Below are 16,585 nucleotides of genomic sequence, written 5' to 3'. Positions count from 1 at the left end.
GCACAGTCCGATTCAGGCCAGCTGTTCGATCTTGGCGGCCAATTCCGCGCCGGTCATGGGCTCGCGGGCGATGACGGCGATGGTGTCGTCGCCCGCGATGGTGCCGACCACCTCCGGCAGGGCTGCGCGGTCGAGGGCGCTGGCCAGGAAGTGCGCGGCGCCCGGCGGCGTGCGCAGGACTGCGATATTGCCGCTGGCATCGGTGGAGACCAGCAGATCGCCGAGCAGTTTCGAGAGGCGTTCGGTGCCGCCGATGACGCCGCGGACGGGGCTGCCGTCCTCGGGGACCACGTACACGCCCGCGCCGCCGTCGGCCGCGCGCAGCTTGACCGCGCCGAGTTCGTCGAGATCGCGGGACAGTGTCGCCTGGGTGGTCTCGATGCCCTCGGACGAGAGCAGCACGGCCAGTTCCGACTGGCTGCGGACCTCGTGCTGGGAGAGGATGGCGACGATGCGGGCCTGCCGGCCGGCGCGGGTGCGGGCGATGGCCGCACCCGACTTGCTCGACACCGGTGCGGCCGTGCGACGTTCGCCGCTGCTCACCTCTCGCCTCGCTGGTATCGCTCCAGCAGCCACACCAGCAGCGCCTTCTGCGCGTGCAGGCGGTTCTCGGCCTCGTCCCAGACCGCGCTGTGCGGGCCGTCGATGACCTCGTCGGTGATCTCCTCACCGCGGTGCGCCGGAAGGCAGTGCAGCACGGTCACATCCGCGGCCGCGCGGGCCAGCAGCCCGGCATTGACCTGGAACGGACGGAAGGGGGCGACCCGGTCGCGGCCGTCGTTCTCCTGGCCCATGGAGGTCCAGGCGTCGGTGACCAGCGCGTCCGCGCCCTCGGCCGCGGCCTGCGGGTCGTGGGTGATGGTGATGGTCGCGCCGGTCTCGGCAGCGCGCTTCTGGGCGGCGTCGACGATCCAGCCGAACGGCTCGAAACCCTCGGGGGCGGCGATGGTCACGTTCATGCCCGCGGTGACACCGCCGAGCATGAGCGAGTGCGCCATATTGTTCGCGCCGTCGCCGAGGTAGGTGAGGTTGCGGCCGCTCAGGTCGGAGCCCTTGCGCTCCTTCAGCGTCTGCAGATCCGCCAGCACCTGGCAGGGGTGGAACTCGTTGGACAGCGCATTGACGACGGGAACCGTTGCGGCGCCGGCCATCTCGTCCAGGCGTGCCTGTTCGAAGGTGCGCCAGACGATGGCGTCCACATACCGCGACAGCACGCGGCCGGTGTCGGCGAGGGTCTCCTCGCGTCCCAGCTGGGTGTCGCGACCGTCGACCACGACGGCGTGCCCGCCGAGCTGGGCGATGCCCATCTCGAAGGAGAACCGGGTGCGGGTGGAGTTCTTCTCGAACATGACCGCAACGCCGCGCGGGCCCTCCAGCGGCCGCCGCGACTGCGGCGCGGCCTTCAGTTCCGCTGCCAGCGCGAGGATCTCGGCCTGCTCGACGGGGGTGACGTCGTCGTCACGCAGGAAATGCCGGATGGTCACTTGGTCTCCTTCTGGGCCTGGGCGGCATCGAGGATGCCGGGCAGGTCGGACAGGAAGTTCTCCGCCTGGGTCTCGGTGAGCACCAGGGGCGGAGCGAGGCGAATCACGTTGGGCTTGGCCGGATTCAGCAGGTACCCGGCCTCCCGGGCGGCCAGCTCCACGTCCGTGGAGGCATCGGCGGTCAGCTGGATGCCGATGAGCAGACCGGCACCCCGCACGTGGTTGACCAGCGGGTGGCCGAGGTTCTCGATCCCATCGACGAGGATCTTGCCCACCGTCTCCACATGCGAGAGCAGGCCGTCTTCGTCGATGGTCCGCAGCACGGCCAGCGCCGCCGCCGCGCACACCGGATTGCCGCCGAAGGTGGTGCCGTGCATGCCCGGCTGCAGCAGCTCCGCGGCGGGGCCCTGGGCCAGCACGGCACCGATGGGCAGGCCGCCGCCCAGGCCCTTGGCCAGGGTGATGACATCGGGCACGATGCCCGCGGCCTGGTGCGCGTAGAACGCGCCGGTGCGGCCGATGCCGGTCTGCACCTCGTCCAGGATCAGCAGCGCGCCTTGTTCCTTGGTGATGGCGCGGGCCTTGGCCAGGTAGTCGGCCGGGGGCACCACGACGCCGCTCTCCCCCATGATGGGTTCCAGGAACACCGCGGCGGTGTCCTTGTCGACGGCGGCGGCCAGCGCCAGCGCGTCGCCGTAGGGCACGTGGACGACGCCGGGCGGCATGGGCTCGAACGGTTCCCGCTTCGAGGGCTGGCCGGTCAGTGCGAGCGCGCCCATGGTGCGGCCGTGGAAGGCCTCCTCGCAGGCGATGATCTTCCGGCGCCCGGTGAGCCGCGCCATCTTGAAGGCGGCCTCGTTGGCCTCGGTGCCGGAGTTGCAGAAGAACGCCTTGCCCTGCCCGTCGCCGAAGTGCGCGAGCAGCCGTTCGGCCAGCTCGATGACCGGTTCGCTGGCATACAGATTCGAGACGTGGCCCAGGGTGCCGAGCTGCTGGGTGACCGCGGACAGGATGGCCGGGTGCGCGTGGCCGAGGCTGTTGACCGCGATGCCGCCCAGGAAGTCGAGGTAGCGCTTGCCGTCGGCGTCGTAGACGACCGCGCCGGCGCCGCGCACCAGCGCCACCTTGGGGGTGCCGTAGTTGTTCATCAGCGCGGTGTTCCACCGCTGCTGGATGTCGGCTGTGCTCATGAGATCTCCTGTGCGGGGGTGACCATCGTGCCGATGCCTTCCCCGGTGAACAGTTCCAGCAGGACCGAGTGGGCGACGCGCCCGTCGATGACGTGCGCGGTCGGGACGCCGCCCTCCACGGCGCGCAGGCAGGCTTCCATCTTGGGCACCATGCCCTCATCCAGCGACGGCAGCAACTTGGCCAGCTCGTCGGTGTCGATGCGGCTGGTCAGCGAGGACCGGTCGGGCCAATTCGTGTACAGGCCCTCGACATCGGTGAGGATGACCAGCTTCTCCGCGCCGATGCCCCGGGCCAGCGCGGCCGCGGCGGTGTCGGCATTGATGTTGTGCACCACACCGTCGGCGTCCGGGGCGATGGTGGAGACCACCGGAATACGGCCCGCCGCAATGAGATCCAGCACGGCGTCGGGATTCACCTCGGTGACGTCGCCGACCAGGCCGATATCGGTGGCCGCACCGTCGACCTGCACGGTGCGGCGGGTGGCGGTGAACAGCCGGGCGTCCTCGCCGGAGATGCCGACCGCGTACGGGCCGTGGGCATTGATGAGCCCCACCAGTTCCCGGCCGACCTGCCCGAACAGCACCATGCGCACGACGTCCATGACCTCGGGCGTGGTGACGCGGAAGCCGCCGCGGAATTCGCCCGTCATGCCGAGCTTCTTCAGCATGGCGCTGATCTGCGGGCCGCCGCCGTGCACCACCACCGGGTGCACGCCGACGGTGCGCAGGAACGCCATATCGGCCGCGAAGGCCCGCTTGAGCTCGTCGTCGATCATGGCGTTGCCGCCGTACTTCACGACCACGATCTTGTCGCGGAACTTCTGCAGCCACGGCAGCGCGTCGGCGAGGACGTGCGCCTTGTCGAGGGCCGAAAGCTGTTTCACCACATCGCTCATGAGCTGTAGGCCGAGTTCTCTTCGACGTAGCCGTGCGAGAGGTCGGTGGTGCGGACGGTGGCCGCGCCGTCGCCCAGACCCAGCTCCACCAGGACCTGGATGTCGGGGCCGGACAGGTCGACCTCGCGGGCGCCCGGCGCGCCCGCGCCGTCGATGCACACCGGAGATCCGTTGAACGACACCGAGACCCGGTTCGGATCCAGTTCGATGGGCGCGATGCCGATGGACGCCAGCACCCGGCCCCAGTTCGGGTCGGAGCCGAAGAACGCGGTCTTGACCAGGCTGTCGCGGGCCAGCGCCCGCGCACCGATGAGCGCTTCCTCTTCGCTGACCGCGCCCTGCACGGTGATGTGCACGCGCTTGGTGACGCCCTCGGCGTCGGACATGAGCTGCTCGGCCAGGTCGTCGCAGACCGCGAGCACGGCCGCGTTCAGATCCGCCTGGCTCGGGGTGACGCCCGAGGCGCCGTTGGCCAGCAGCAGCACGGTGTCGTTGGTGGAGCAGGAGCCGTCCACGTCGAGCCGGTCGAAGGTGTACTTCGTGGCATTGCGCAGCGCCTCGTCCAGCTGCTCCGGGGTGGCGACCACATCGGTGGTGAGCACCACGAGCATGGTGGCCAGCGACGGCGCGAGCATGCCCGCGCCCTTGGCCATGCCGCCCACGTTCCACTTGTCCTGGTGGTGGAAGGCGGTTTCCTTCGGCACGGTGTCGGTGGTCATGATGGCCCGCGCGGCCTCGGCGCCGCCGGACAGGCCGCCGCCCATCTCGTGCACGATCTCGGTGACGGCCGGGATGAGCTTGTCCATGGGCAGCCGGTCGCCGATCAAACCGGTGGAGCAGACCGCGATCTCACCCGCGCCGGTCTCGGTTCCCCAGTTGCTCAACGCTTTTGCCAGTTCCTCGGCGGTGGCGTGGGTGTCCTGGAAGCCGCCCGGGCCGGTGCACGCGTTGGCGCCACCGGAATTCAGGATGACCGCGCGCAGCCGGCCGCCGGTCAGCACCTGCTGCGACCACAGCACCGGCGCGGCCTTGACCTTGTTGCGGGTGAACACGCCGGCGGCCGCGTACTCCGGGCCCTCGTTGAACACCAGCGCCAGGTCCGGCTTGCCGCTCTTCTTGATGCCGGCGGCGATGCCCGTGGCCCGGAAGCCCAGCGGTGCGGTGACGCCCTGGGTCCGCACCAGCTTGCCGTTGTCGATCGTCACGGTGCCACTCCTACGGTGGAAAGTCCTGCGGTCTCGTCGATTCCGAGAGCCAGATTCATCGATTGCACCGCGGCGCCCGCGGTGCCCTTGGTCAGGTTGTCGATCGCGCCGATGACCACCAGCAGCCCGGCGTCGGTGTCCACGGTGACCTGGAGCGTGACGGCATTGGAGCCGAGCACCGAACCGGTCTGCGGCAGTACACCTTCCGGCAGCAGGTGCACGAAAGGCTCGTCGGCGTAGGCCTTCTCGTAGACGGCGCGGGCGGTGGCGGCGTCCACGGTGGTGGGGGCGGTGCAGGTGGCCAGGATGCCGCGCGGCAGCGGGGCCAGCACCGGGGTGAACGACACGCTCACGTCGGCGCCGGATCCGGTGGCGGCCTTCAGGTTCTGCGCGATCTCGGGGGTGTGCCGGTGCGCGCCCGCGATGCCGTAGGCCCGCAGCGAGCCCATCACCTCCGAGCCCAGCAGGCCCACATCGAGTTTGCGGCCCGCGCCCGACGTGCCGCTCACCGCAACCACATTCACGCGCGGTTCGATGATGCCGGCCGCGACAGCCGGGGCCAGCGCCAGGCTCGACACGGTCGGGTAGCAGCCGGGAACGGCGATCCGGGTGGCGCCGCGCAGCTTCTCGCGCCCGCCGGGCAGCTCGGGCAACCCGTAGGGCCAGCTGCCGGCGTGCGGGGTGCCGTAATACTTCTCCCACGCCGCCGGATCGGTCAGCCGGAAGTCGGCACCGCAGTCGATGATGATCGTGGATTCCGGCAACGCCGTGGCGATCGCCGCGGACTGCCCGTGCGGCAGGCCGAGGAAGACCACATCGTGGCCGGAGAGCTCCTCGACGGTGGTGGGCGCGAGCACCCGATCGGCCAGCGGCAGCAGATGTGGCTGCAGCTCACCCAGGGTGGTACCGGCATTGGACCCCGCGGTCAGCGCCCCGATCTCGAGGCGCCCGCTTCGGTAGGCTGGATGACCGAGCAGCAGGCGCAGGACTTCACCACCCGCGTACCCGCTCGCACCAGCTACCGCGACCCGCAGGGGCCCGTTCGAGGTATCCACCATGTGATGATTATGCACGACTGTGCAAGCTCATTCACAACCGGGCGGAGATCTGACAGAGAGCGCCGCTTACGGCACACTCGACAGCGCCATGTACGACGACGCCACCCAACCGTTGCCGGTCGTCGGCCCCCAGCCGGGCCGCACCCGCCGGGCACCGGAGACGCCAAACCCGACTCCCCGCCGTTCGCGGCGTGCCGAGGCGGACTCCACCAGCCGGCGCGCGGACAAGCGGCGCACCGCCGGTAAGCGTGATGACACCGACGGCAAGCGTGACCGCAGCGGCGGCAAGCCCGAGCGCACCGCGGCCCAGCGCGAGCGCGACAGGCGCCTGCGCCTCGCCGGACGCGGCATCACGGCCCTGGTGGCCGCGGGTGTGATCGGCATAACAGGTCTGGTCTGGTACGGCCGCAACGACTTCGATTCCGGCTTTGTCCGCTCGGGCGCGATCGCGCCGGAGGACGTCAATCTCGACGGCGACATCAATATGCTGCTGATCGGCCTGGACACCCGGAAAGACCTGAACGGCAACGATCTACCCAAGGAGATCCTCGACCAGCTGCACGCCGGTGACGGCTCGGAGGGCGGCTACAACGCCAATTCGCTGATCCTGGTGCATATTCCGAAGGATCTGAAGCACATCATCGCGTTCTCCATCCCGCGCGACGACTACGTTCCGGTGCAGGGCATTCCGGGTTACGACCACGCCAAGATCAAGGAGTCCTACGGCCTCAAGAAGTACACGGTCGAGGAGAAGCTCAAGGCGAAGGGCATGGCCGACGGGCCCGACCTGGAGCGTCAGGGCCGGGAAGCGGGCCGCGCCAGCATCGTTCAGACTGTGAAAGCGCTCACAGGCGTGCCCATCAACCGGTTCGCGGAGATCTCCCTGGCCGGCTTCTACGACCTCGCGACCGCACTCGGCGGCGTCGACGTGTGTCTCAATCACGCCGTCGACGACAGCTACTACTCCGGCGCGCAGTTCCCCGCCGGACCCCAGCACCTGGACGGCTCCGACGCGCTGGCGTTCGTGCGGCAGCGGCACGGGCTGGAGAACGGCGACCTCGACCGCACCCACCGGCAGCAGGCATTCCTGACCTCGGTGGCCAATTCCATGAAGAGCTCGGGCACGCTGGCCAACCCGGGCCGGCTCAAGGCACTGATGGATGTGGCGCACAAGGACGTGGTGCTGTCGGACGGCTGGAGCCTCACCGATTTCGCCACCACGCTGGGCCGCGCGGAGAACCCGACAGTGGAGTTCCGCACACTGCCGGTGCTGCGCTACGACACGGTCGACGGCCAGGACGTGAACATCATCGATCCGGTGGCGATCAAGAAGACGGTGCGCGAGGCGTTCGGCGTCTCCACCCCGGCCGCGCCCAGCGCGCCGGCCACCACGCCCACCTCGACGCTGGATGTGGCCAATGCCAGCGGCACGCCCGGCCAGGCCGCCCATGTGTCGAAGTTGCTGGCCGCCAAGGGATTCCCGGCCGGTGACGTCGCCAACGCCACCTACGCCGACGGCACCACCTCGACCGTCTACTACGGCACCGGCGCCGATACCGACGCCAAGCAGCTGTCGGAGATGTTCGGCGGGATCCCGGTGAGCCCGTCCACCGAGGTGTCCAGCGGGCACGTGAAGCTGGTCGTCGGCGCGGATCTCGAGATTCCGGCGTCGCTGGACCCCACCGCCGCCACCACCAGCCCGACCACCACGGCGGGCGGCTCCTCGACCAGCGCCGCGGCCACCGACACCACCACGGACGCACCCGATTCCGGCAAGCCAGTCACCACCCAGATCGGTTCGAAGATCCCCTGCGTGAACTGATCCACCGCGGCCGGTCGCTGAAATACCCAGTCGCACAACGGTTCAGCGGCCGCTGACCGCCCGGGTCACCGTTCCAGGGCGCGGGTCAGTTCGGCGGTCCCCAGCTTGTCCGGGTTGCGGATGGCGTACAGCCCGGTGATGCGGTCGCCGGAGGTCTCGATCAGCTCGACGGTGTCGAGGCGTCCGTCGGCGGTGCGCAGCAGCAGGGCGGGCAGCGCGTTGTAGGTGCCGACCTCGACGGTCATGTCCGCCATGGCTTTCCGGCTCAGCCCGATCAGATAGTGGGCGACGCGCTCCGCGCCGATGACCGGGCGGCGCGCCGCACTCACCTTGCCGCCGCCGTCGGAGATCTGGACGACATCGGGGGCCAGCACATCCATGAGGGTCTGCAGCTCACCGGTTTGCGTGGCCCGCAGGAACCGGTCGATCACCTCGCGGCTGGTCTCGGAGTCGGGTTCGAAGCGCTTGCGCCGGGCCCGCACGTGCGCGCGGGCCCGATGCGCGATCTGACGCACGGTGGCATCCGATTTGCCGACCATGCCGGCGATGTCGACGAGGCTGTGGCCGAACACCTCCGAGAGCACGAACACCGCGCGTTCGGTGGGCCCGAGGGTCTCGAGCACCAGCAGCATGGCCATCGACACCGATTCGGCCAGCAGCACATCGTGACTGGCGTCGGATTCGGTGCGGATGGGCTCGGGCAGCCAGCTGCCGACGTAGTCCTCGCGGCGGCGGCGCACGGTGCGCAGGTGGTTGAGCGCCTGCCGGGTGACGATGGTGGTGAGGTAGGCGCGCGGATGCTCGATCCGCGCCGGATCGGTCTCGCGCCAGCGAAGATAGCTGTCCTGCAACACATCCTCGGCATCGGCGGCGCTGCCGAGCAGCTCGTAGGCGATGGTGAACAGCAGCGGCCGCAGCCGATCGAACGCGTCCACCCCGCTCATCGGTCCGGTGTCAGCGCCGATGCTCATATCCGAAGCCTAATCACGAACCGGGCGAGCACGACACCATCCTTCAGGAGCCACTACGTCAACTCACTGGACACCATGTACATTGAGCCCGTACGACCGCCGACCCGAGGGGACCTCCAATGCCCGGCACCGATTCCGGCCCGCTGACCCTGGCGGGTCGCTTCAACTACTACTCCAGCACCCATCTCGGCGCGGTCGCCCGCTTCTACGCCCGCCTGCACCGCCGCCTCTTCGACCGCTTCGGCGGCACCCGCTTCGCCACCCTCTTCGGCCACCCGGTCCTCGAATTGACCGTCCCCGGGCGCACATCCGGCCAACCCCGCCCCGTCATGCTCATGCTGGTCCGCTCCGGCGACACCCTCCTGGTCTGCGGCTCCAACGGCGGCAATCCCGGCACCCCCAACTGGTGGAAAAACCTCCTGGCCGCCGACCACGCCAGCGTCCGCATCGGCCGCGAAACCTTCCCCGTCACCACCCGCGTAGTCACCGACGACACGGAATACGCCACCCACTGGCAAACCCTCGCCGCCGCCTACCCCCACTTCACCACCTACCGAGCCCTCAGCCCCCGCCACTTCCCCATCGCCGTCCTCACCCGCGCCGACGCCCGAACCAACGGCCTGGGCGGAAACGGCTGAAAATCAGATTTCAGCAGCACGGGACCGCGCTGATCATGACGCCGCGCGCGGGGGCCGACGAGCGGTTGCCGGCGCAGCACGAGCGGCATCGAGACCGGCTGGTGGCGGCGCTGCTCACCGAAATCGTCTCCGCGGGTGAGAGTTCCGCCATCCGGATCGCCCGCTCGGCGAGCAGGCCGCCTCGTGACGCGTCGCTTGCGGCCTCCGGTCCGCGTTGGTACCGTGCCGTGGACCGTGACATCACGAAGGAGGTGAGACCCATGAACGACGTATCGAGGTGGGTGCTCCCCATCGTGGTCGCGGTTGGGCGTACGAATTAGCTGTCGCCGGGAGCGCCTGTGTTGCAAGGCATTCCGAGAGGCAGAACATCGTGCACCTGAACTTCACCGCGGAGACGTCGGAAAACGGCGTCCGTGAACGCGATTTCCTCCTGGGCGAGATCACCGGCGTACTGTGGTCGCCCGAATCCGCGTCCGAGAACGCACCCCTGATCCTGCTGGGTCACAGTGGCGGCGTGCACAAGCGCGCCCCGAACCTCGTGACGACGGCGCGTCACTTCGTGACCGAATCCGGTTACCGGGTGGCCGCCATCGACGCCCCGGGGCACGGCGACCGGCCGCGCAACGAGGAGGACCAGCGGTGGGCCGACGCGCTGCACGCGGCGCGGGCGGCCGGGGAACCGCTGGACTCGATCATCGCCGAGTTCAACATGTCCCTGGCCGAGCGGGCCGTGCCGGAGTGGCAGGCCACCCTGGACGCGCTGCAGGCGCTGCCGGAGATCGTCCCGGACGCTCCGGTCGGCTACGGCGGCATCACCCTGGGCACCGTCATCGGCATGATGCTGGTGGCCGTCGAACCCCGCATCCGGGCCGCGACCTTCAACAGCGTGTTCGTGTTCGACGCGCTGTTCGAGGCCGCACGCAAGATCACCATCCCCCTCACCCTCCAGGTCGCCTGGAACGATGAGGAAATCGACCGCCGGCCCAGCTTCGACCTGTTCGAGGCGTTCGCGTCGGAGGAGAAGACGCTGCTGGCGAATCCGGGCCGGCACAATCAGATGGCCAGGACCCAGCCCGATTTCGCGGCGGCGTTCATGCGCCACCATCTGGGCCGGTAGCCGAAAGAGTCCATCCGGCAACGGATGACGATCGGCAAAGGGAAGCGGTGATCCGCTTCCCTTTTCAACATATATCGCACCCCCGGGCTTGCGGCAAGACCCCCGGTATGCCGCAGAATCGCTGGCCGTAGCCGAAATCCGTGGAATGGAGTAGCGCGAGTGCGTGTGACGAGTGCCGACGTGATCATTGCGGGCGCGGGCCCGACGGGTCTGATGCTGGCCGCCGAACTGCTGGCGGCCGGGGTGCGGCCGGTGGTCCTGGAGCGCAGTCCGATGCTGCGGACCGTGCCGAAGGCCAATGGTTTCAGCGGGCAGATCCTGCAATTGCTGAGCTATCGAGGCGTGCTGGACCGGTTCGAATCGGCCGGCGCGGCGGTCGCCCCCGCCGCGGCCTTCCCGTTCGGCGGACTGCACGTGGACCTGAGCCCGCTGCCGGATCCCCCGCTGCGCGCACTGCACCTCGCGCAGCCACGACTCGAGCAGCTGCTCGACGAGCTGGTGCGCGAGCGCGGTGGCGAGGTGCGGCGCGGGCACACCGTGACCGGGATCGAGCAGGACGACGCCGGGGCCACCGTGGCGGTGTCGGGTCCGGACGGCCCGTATCAACTGACCGCGCACTACGTCGTGGGCTGCGACGGTGCGCGCAGCAAGGTCCGGGAGCTGGCGGGAATCGCCTTCCCCGGCATCACCTATCCGGAGGTCAACCGCCTGGGTCAGGTCGCGGTGGCGGCCGGGGTGACCGTACTGGACAACGGCGATCTGAACGTCGACGGGCACGGTGTCGTCCCCGCCGGTTTCACCCGCACCGAGCGCGGCGTGTTCGCGGTCGGCTCGCTCGCCTCCGGCATGCTCATGGTGCAGACCACCGAGGACACCGCCACCGAGACCGATGACAACGAGCCGATGACCCTGGCGGAGCTGAGCGACAGCATCCGCCGCGTCCTGGGCGTCGACCTGCCCCTCGGTGATCCGATCCGGTTGTCCCGCTATCAGTTCCAGGCACGGCAGGCCGAAAGCTTCCGCGCCGGAAGGATTCTGGTGGCCGGGGATGCCGCGCACACGTTCCCGGCCACGGGTGTCGGCCTCAACGCGGGCATGCTCGACGCGGTGAATCTGGCCTGGAAGCTGGCCGCGGACATCGACGGCCGGGCCCCGGACGGGCTGCTCGACAGCTACCACGCGGAGCGTTCCTTCGCGGCGGCCCGCACCATGGTGCACACCCAGGCGCAGGCGGCGCTGCGCCGCGGCGACGATCCGGCGGCCGAGGCACTCCGGACACTGTTCCAGGAACTGCTCACCGATGCACCGGCCCTGCAGCGCCTGGGGTCCATGATCGCGGGCGCCGACATCCGCTATCCGCTGCCGAATCCCAACGGGCACCAGCTGACCGGAGCCTTCCTCCCCGATCTGCACCTGCACCCCGGTGCCGCCCAGTCCCTGCACGACGCCCGCCCGGTGCTGCTCGATCTCGCCGACCGCGCCGACCTGCGCGAGATCGTCGAGCTGTGGGGCGACCGCGTCGACATCCGGACGGCCGCCATCGACGACCGGCCCGCCGATGCCGTCCTGATCCGCCCGGACGCCCATATCGCCTGGGCCGCAACGGTCGGCGAATCCCCCGCCACCGCCGAACCCGGGCTGCGGGACGCACTGACCACCTGGTTCGGCGCACCGACGCGGGTAACCGTCCCGAGCGCGGGAAACACGGTCAGCGACTGACCGGATCGGCCACACCGCTGATCCGTCCGGCCCGAGCCCTCGGCCCGGATCGGTTTCCGGCGTTCAATTCCGGCATGCCGCAAACGCGGCCGGAACGAAATCGCTTGGAAGGACCGGGAAATGACCGAGTTCGTTACGCTCGAGCACGGGCGGATCGCGTGTGATGTGGCCGGGAACGGACCGCTGGTGGTGCTGTCGCACGGCATGGGAACCTGGCGGCAGGAGTTCCGGCACCTGGTCGGGCCGCTGGTCGCGGCCGGATACCGGGTGGTGAACGCCGATATGCGCGGGCACGGCGAATCCAGCCCGAACTGGCCCTCGGTGACCGGAAAGGAAGCCATCAGCCGCACCGACGTGGCCCACGACCTGCTGGGTGTCATCCGGCATTTCGGGGGTCCCGCGGTCATCATCGGGCATTCGCTGTCGGGCGGCTCGGCCACCATCGCGGCGGCGGAGGCCCCCGAGTTGGTGAGCGCCATCGTCGAAATCGACCCGTTCACCCTCACCCAGCAGCTGCACATCGGCACGATGATCACCAGCCGCCGGTACCGCCGCGGCATGGTGCGCCTGCTCGCCACCCAGGGACTGCGGTCTTTCCGGTGGTGGTTCCGCTATCTGGAGATCGCCTACCCGACCAAGCCCGCCGACCACGAGGAGTTCCTCGCCGGCCTGCGGACCATCCTGCGGCAGCCCGGCCGCTGGGCGGAATTCATGAAGACCGGCGCCACCACCCCGGCCGACGCGCACGCTCGCATCGCCGACATCCGCTGTCCCGCACTGGTGCTCATGGGCACCCAGGATCCGGACTTCGCCGACCCGCGGGCCGAAGCCGAGGCGATCGTGGCGGCCATGCCGGCGGGACTGGGCCGGGTCGCCATGGTGGAGGGCGGCGGCCACTACCCGCACGCGCAGTGCGCCGACCGAGTAGCCGAACTGGTCATCCCGTTCCTCGACCGGCACATCGCCCACCGCACATCCGAATCGGTCAGCCACTGACCATGGCAGCCGAGCCCGGCGACTGCGATGATGGCGGGATGCCCGCACCCCGCACCATCGTTTTCGTTGTCTACCAGGGCATGCAGCTGTCCGAGCTGGCCGGGCCGCTGGATGTGTTCGCGCTCCTCAACGGCGTCCGCGAGCGGCCGCCCGCGCTGCTGCCGCCGGTGCTGCAGGAGCATCCCATTAGTTCGGCGGGCGGCCAGGCGGATTCGGACGGCGCAGCCCTGCCCTACCGCCTGCTGACCGCCTCGCCCGGGGGCCGCCCGATCACCGCGGACGGCGGCCTCACCCTGTCGGTGGAGCATTCGCTGCACGACATCGCCGCCGGCGACGACTTCGACACCCTGATCGTGGTGGGCGGCATGGCCTCCGGGCCGGGCGGGGCGGAGGTGGTACGGGAGCTGCCCGCCCTGGCCCGCAAGGCGCGGCGGGTGACCTCGGTGTGCGCGGGCGCGCTGCTGCTGGCCGCGGCCGGGTTGCTCGACGGCTACCGGGCCACCACCCACTGGGCCTCGACCGACCTGATGGCCCAGCGCTATCCGCGGGTCACGGTCGAACCGGATCGTATCTACGTCCGCGACCGCAATCGCTGGACGTCGGCGGGCATGTCGGCGGGCGTCGATCTGGCGCTGGCACTGGTCGAGGACGACTACGGCCGCGAGGTCGCCGCCATGATCGCGCGGCTGTACGTGGTGTTCACCCGGCGTCCCGGCGGGCAGACCCAGTTCAGCGCACAGCTGCGCACCCAGCCCGCGCGCACGCCCGCCATCCGCGCGGTGCAGCAGTGGCTGCCCGATCATCTCGACGCGAACCTCGGGGTGGCCGAGCTGGCCCGCCGCGCGGGCATGAGCGAACGCAACTTCGCCCGGGCCTTCCGCATCGAAACCGGCAGCACGCCTGCGGCTTTCGTGGAGGATCTGCGCATAGAGGCGGCCCGCCGCCTGCTGGAGTCGACCGAGCTGACCATCGGTGCGATCGCCCGCCAGGTCGGCTACCGCCACGGCGAGACCCTGCACCGGGTGTTCGGCCGACGCCTGGCCACCACGCCCGAACGCTACCGGCAGCATTTCGCCACCGGCGCGGCTCAATTGGCGGGGACCAGCGAGTAGATCCGCCAGGGGCGTTGCGGCAGTTCGAATTTGAATATCTGCATGCGGTAGCTCACCCACTCGCCGGTCTCCGGCGAGCGCACCCGCACGGGCCGGCGGGCAACCTTCTCGGGCGGAACCTCGGTGGACCAGAAGCGATCCCACTCCGGGGCCGCGCTGCAGCGGTCGACGATGGCCGCGAGTCGTTCGGGCGCGTGGGTGGCGGAGGCCATGTAGCGGAATCCGTACACCATGAAGTGCGCTTCGCGTTCCCAGTCGTCGATGGCCCGGCACGAACGCGGACCGCATCGCTGTCGCCGATGGATCGCGCCCGTGCCGCGAGGCATCCGTCGTCGCGGCGGTGGACCGGACCTCGAGGTCCACCCGCCGCGGCCGAAGCGGAGCGTCTGCGACATCCCGCTCAGAAATACGTGTGCAGGAAGTCGACGATCCGCGGCCGCTCGGCGTCGGCGTCATCGATCACCGGGATGAGACGCCACTTGTCGAACGCGGTGCAGGGATGCGAAAGCCCCAGTCGCACCACACTTCCCACCGGCACCTGGTCGTCCGAAGCACCCGGCAGCCGCAAGAAGGCGTGCTGATCGTTCAAGGCCGAGACATGCGCGCCGGCCGGCAGCGAAGTGGTCGCAACCGCCGAGAACCCGCTGTTCACCGGTCCCGCCATTCGCTGTGGAACCGGCAGTCCCAGATCGAACGGAACATCGCGCCTCCCGGCATCGAGCAGCGCGAGTTCCGCTTCCGGGCGGGACACACATCGTGCCCATCCGTGCATGGCCGACCGCAGCGGATGCTCCGCGCGCCCCGCGGCCAATGGTGAAATCCCGGAGTAGAACCCGTCATCGTGCACGAGATACGCGCCGGACCGCAGCACTACCACTGTCGGAACACCGTGCGCGCCATCCTCATCCGCCAGTCCGGCCAGTCGCTCCACGACCAGGTCCGGATATGCGCTGCCGCCGGCGGTCACGATCGCACGATCGTCATATCGGCCTGCGGCCATGAGCTCCCGGTGCAGGATCGCGAGCTCGTCCAGGTAGTGCCGCACAGCCGCAATGGCCTCCGGGGTGCGGTCATGGGCGAGTGCGGCCTCGTAACCGCCGACCCCTGCGAGTCGCAGGCGCTGGGACTTGTGGACCGCGTCGGCAATGGCGTGGGCCGCGGCCAGACCGCGGGCGCCGGTACGGCCGTGCGGGCCACCGAGTTCCACGACGACGTTCAGCTGGACGCCATCGGGCGCGGACTCGAGATGGCGCTCCATCTCCCGGACCGCGTCGACGCCGTCGACCCAGCTGTAGAGTTCGAAATCGGGGTCAGACGCTATTTCCGTTGCCGCCCAGTGCAACCCGATCGGATCCACCAGGGTATTTGCCAGCACGATGCGGTCGAGGCCGAACGACCGCCCGACCTGGGCCTGCCAGCCGGTGGCGAGGGTGATACCCCAGGAGCCGGTCTCGAGCTGTTCGGCCCAGAGCTGGGGCGACATGGAGGTCTTGCCGTGCGGGGCGAGCCGGACACCGGCGGCGCGCGCCCAGTCGGCCATGACGGCCCGGTTCGTGTCCAGCGCGGAGCGGTCCATGGTGAGCACCGGCGTCTGCAGGTCGTCCAGGTGCGGATTCGTGGCCAGGTATTCGCGGACGGTCAGTCCCCAGGCGGCCGGGGGCAGCGATTTGTGCCGCGGGCCCAGGACAGCGTCGCCACAGGCGCGGACGCTGTCGCTGAGGGCTGCTGCGACTCCCTTGTCGAGGGCCACGACGCTCCTTTCGGTCGAAGCAACCTTGCATTGCTCGAGTGGAAGCAATCATGCACGGCACGATCCGCGACGTGTGCACCCGCTCGCGGGCTCGAGGCCCTACTCGACGCCGATGTGCTGGTGGTCGGTACGGATGCGGCCGTCCTCGTCCAGCGCGAGGACGTCCATCCCGCCACCGACCACGGTGCCATCGGCGGTCACCATCGACCAGGTGAAGGCGATGACCTGCTTCAACAGCACCGTCGCATCCCCACGCTGGACGAAGCGGTGTTCGCCCGCTGCCACGAACATCTCGTAGGCCCGCTCCACACGCCGTTCCAGCGCATGATGCCCCCGCACCTCGAGCGACGGGATCGGGAAGTTCAAGCGAGTGGCGGCATCTCGCATATCCTCCGGCGGATCGACGAGAATCTGCGCGCCGTCCTCGGCCCACAGTTCGCGAATGAGTTTGCGCCGCGGCTCCGGGTCGGGCTCGTTCCACATGGCCAGGTACCGGTCGGCAAGTTCGTTGATGTCGATGTTCGTCATGTCATCGAGTCTGCGCGGGTGCGATGCGCTGCGCGATTCCCTCCAGGGAATGAGCGGGCTCCCGCGTCAGGGAATGAAACAGGGCCGCACGCGGTTTCA

Annotated in this window: 17 protein-coding genes; 7 read left to right on the top strand and 10 right to left on the bottom strand. The window is 69.7% G+C overall.

Translation table 11 applies throughout. From position 1 onward, the window contains the following. Positions 1-12: 12 nt before the first annotated feature. Genes ACFXIV_RS35210 through argC form a run of 6 tightly spaced genes read right to left on the bottom strand, consistent with a single transcriptional unit; the run spans position 13 to position 5,833 of the window. Complete coding sequence (locus ACFXIV_RS35210; protein WP_379402760.1) at positions 13-510, bottom strand: arginine repressor; 498 nt, start codon at positions 508-510, stop codon at positions 13-15. Between the two features lie 29 nt (positions 511-539). Continuing rightward, positions 540-1,484, bottom strand: coding sequence for an ornithine carbamoyltransferase (argF, locus tag ACFXIV_RS35205; RefSeq protein ID WP_379402732.1), 945 nt, complete (start codon positions 1,482-1,484; stop codon positions 540-542). Beyond that, entirely contained in the window at positions 1,481-2,674 is a 1,194-nt protein-coding gene (locus ACFXIV_RS35200) for an acetylornithine transaminase (protein ID WP_379402733.1), read from the bottom strand. The genes argF and ACFXIV_RS35200 overlap by 4 nt, the downstream gene beginning before the upstream one ends. After that, complete coding sequence (argB, locus tag ACFXIV_RS35195; protein WP_379402734.1) at positions 2,671-3,570, bottom strand: acetylglutamate kinase; 900 nt, start codon at positions 3,568-3,570, stop codon at positions 2,671-2,673. Before argB ends, ACFXIV_RS35200 begins: the two co-directional genes overlap by 4 nt. Continuing rightward, entirely contained in the window at positions 3,567-4,775 is a 1,209-nt protein-coding gene (gene argJ / locus ACFXIV_RS35190) for a bifunctional glutamate N-acetyltransferase/amino-acid acetyltransferase ArgJ (RefSeq protein WP_379402735.1), read from the bottom strand. Before argJ ends, argB begins: the two co-directional genes overlap by 4 nt. Further along, positions 4,772-5,833, bottom strand: a complete 1,062-nt coding sequence (gene argC, locus ACFXIV_RS35185; RefSeq protein ID WP_354848526.1) for an N-acetyl-gamma-glutamyl-phosphate reductase — start codon at positions 5,831-5,833, stop codon at positions 4,772-4,774. Before argC ends, argJ begins: the two co-directional genes overlap by 4 nt. 88 nt (positions 5,834-5,921) lie before the next feature. Here argC and ACFXIV_RS35180 point away from each other — a divergent pair, with 88 nt between their 5' ends. Continuing rightward, a complete protein-coding gene (locus tag ACFXIV_RS35180) occupies positions 5,922-7,655 on the top strand; it encodes an LCP family protein (RefSeq protein WP_379402736.1) in 1,734 nt (577 codons plus the stop codon). Between the two features lie 65 nt (positions 7,656-7,720). Here ACFXIV_RS35180 and ACFXIV_RS35175 read toward each other — a convergent pair whose 3' ends face one another. Continuing rightward, positions 7,721-8,599: an RNA polymerase sigma-70 factor gene (locus ACFXIV_RS35175; RefSeq protein WP_379402761.1), complete on the bottom strand. Its 879-nt coding sequence runs from the start codon at positions 8,597-8,599 to the stop codon at positions 7,721-7,723. Positions 8,600-8,745: 146 nt separating this feature from the next. On the opposite strand from ACFXIV_RS35175, the gene ACFXIV_RS35170 reads away from it, so the two are divergent. The 6 genes from ACFXIV_RS35170 to ACFXIV_RS35145 all read left to right on the top strand — a co-directional run bounded on the left by ACFXIV_RS35170 (position 8,746) and on the right by ACFXIV_RS35145 (position 14,208). After that, complete coding sequence (locus tag ACFXIV_RS35170; protein WP_379402737.1) at positions 8,746-9,264, top strand: nitroreductase/quinone reductase family protein; 519 nt, start codon at positions 8,746-8,748, stop codon at positions 9,262-9,264. A 35-nt stretch (positions 9,265-9,299) separates the two neighbouring features. Continuing rightward, entirely contained in the window at positions 9,300-9,584 is a 285-nt protein-coding gene (locus tag ACFXIV_RS35165; RefSeq protein WP_379402738.1) for a hypothetical protein, read from the top strand. A gap of 56 nt (positions 9,585-9,640) precedes the next feature. Continuing rightward, the gene (locus ACFXIV_RS35160; protein WP_379402762.1) at positions 9,641-10,381 is read left to right on the top strand and encodes an alpha/beta hydrolase; all 741 of its coding nucleotides are present in this window, start codon (positions 9,641-9,643) and stop codon (positions 10,379-10,381) included. A 159-nt stretch (positions 10,382-10,540) separates the two neighbouring features. Beyond that, a complete protein-coding gene (locus ACFXIV_RS35155; protein WP_379402739.1) occupies positions 10,541-12,100 on the top strand; it encodes an FAD-dependent monooxygenase in 1,560 nt (519 codons plus the stop codon). A gap of 120 nt (positions 12,101-12,220) precedes the next feature. Continuing rightward, positions 12,221-13,096, top strand: coding sequence for an alpha/beta fold hydrolase (locus tag ACFXIV_RS35150; protein ID WP_379402740.1), 876 nt, complete (start codon positions 12,221-12,223; stop codon positions 13,094-13,096). 2 nt (positions 13,097-13,098) lie between these two features. Next, positions 13,099-14,208: a GlxA family transcriptional regulator gene (locus ACFXIV_RS35145; RefSeq protein ID WP_379402741.1), complete on the top strand. Its 1,110-nt coding sequence runs from the start codon at positions 13,099-13,101 to the stop codon at positions 14,206-14,208. Here ACFXIV_RS35145 and ACFXIV_RS35140 read toward each other — a convergent pair. The 3 genes from ACFXIV_RS35140 to ACFXIV_RS35130 all read right to left on the bottom strand — a co-directional run bounded on the left by ACFXIV_RS35140 (position 14,184) and on the right by ACFXIV_RS35130 (position 16,486). Further along, positions 14,184-14,534: a hypothetical protein gene (locus tag ACFXIV_RS35140; RefSeq protein ID WP_379421384.1), complete on the bottom strand. Its 351-nt coding sequence runs from the start codon at positions 14,532-14,534 to the stop codon at positions 14,184-14,186. The genes ACFXIV_RS35145 and ACFXIV_RS35140 overlap by 25 nt on opposite strands. A gap of 74 nt (positions 14,535-14,608) precedes the next feature. Next, the gene (locus ACFXIV_RS35135) at positions 14,609-15,958 is read right to left on the bottom strand and encodes an amino acid deaminase (protein WP_379402743.1); all 1,350 of its coding nucleotides are present in this window, start codon (positions 15,956-15,958) and stop codon (positions 14,609-14,611) included. Positions 15,959-16,057: 99 nt separating this feature from the next. Then, positions 16,058-16,486 carry a hypothetical protein gene (locus ACFXIV_RS35130; protein ID WP_379402744.1) on the bottom strand — a complete coding sequence of 143 codons (429 nt, stop codon included), beginning with the start codon at positions 16,484-16,486 and terminating at the stop codon, positions 16,058-16,060. Positions 16,487-16,585 lie beyond the last annotated feature (99 nt).

Origin of the sequence: Nocardia sp. NPDC059236 (assembly GCF_042754085.1) — a bacterium.
Lineage (GTDB): Bacteria > Actinomycetota > Actinomycetes > Mycobacteriales > Mycobacteriaceae > Nocardia.
The sequence above is the reverse complement of the archived record's forward strand: the minus strand, read 5'-3'. Positions and strand labels throughout refer to the sequence as shown.

What these genes read in the sequence shown, in the direction of transcription:
- ACFXIV_RS35200 (WP_379402733.1), bottom strand. Translation starts at nt 2,674, where the DNA reads ATGAGCACAGCCGACATCCAGCAGCGGTGGAACACCGCGCTGATGAAC.
- argB (WP_379402734.1), bottom strand. Translation starts at nt 3,570, where the DNA reads ATGAGCGATGTGGTGAAACAGCTTTCGGCCCTCGACAAGGCGCACGTC.
- argC (WP_354848526.1), bottom strand. Translation starts at nt 5,833, where the DNA reads ATGGTGGATACCTCGAACGGGCCCCTGCGGGTCGCGGTAGCTGGTGCG.
- ACFXIV_RS35180 (WP_379402736.1), top strand. Translation starts at nt 5,922, where the DNA reads ATGTACGACGACGCCACCCAACCGTTGCCGGTCGTCGGCCCCCAGCCG.
- ACFXIV_RS35175 (WP_379402761.1), bottom strand. Translation starts at nt 8,599, where the DNA reads ATGAGCGGGGTGGACGCGTTCGATCGGCTGCGGCCGCTGCTGTTCACC.
- ACFXIV_RS35170 (WP_379402737.1), top strand. Translation starts at nt 8,746, where the DNA reads ATGCCCGGCACCGATTCCGGCCCGCTGACCCTGGCGGGTCGCTTCAAC.
- ACFXIV_RS35165 (WP_379402738.1), top strand. Translation starts at nt 9,300, where the DNA reads ATGACGCCGCGCGCGGGGGCCGACGAGCGGTTGCCGGCGCAGCACGAG.
- ACFXIV_RS35150 (WP_379402740.1), top strand. Translation starts at nt 12,221, where the DNA reads ATGACCGAGTTCGTTACGCTCGAGCACGGGCGGATCGCGTGTGATGTG.
- ACFXIV_RS35145 (WP_379402741.1), top strand. Translation starts at nt 13,099, where the DNA reads ATGGCAGCCGAGCCCGGCGACTGCGATGATGGCGGGATGCCCGCACCC.
- ACFXIV_RS35140 (WP_379421384.1), bottom strand. Translation starts at nt 14,534, where the DNA reads ATGCCTCGCGGCACGGGCGCGATCCATCGGCGACAGCGATGCGGTCCG.
- ACFXIV_RS35130 (WP_379402744.1), bottom strand. Translation starts at nt 16,486, where the DNA reads ATGACGAACATCGACATCAACGAACTTGCCGACCGGTACCTGGCCATG.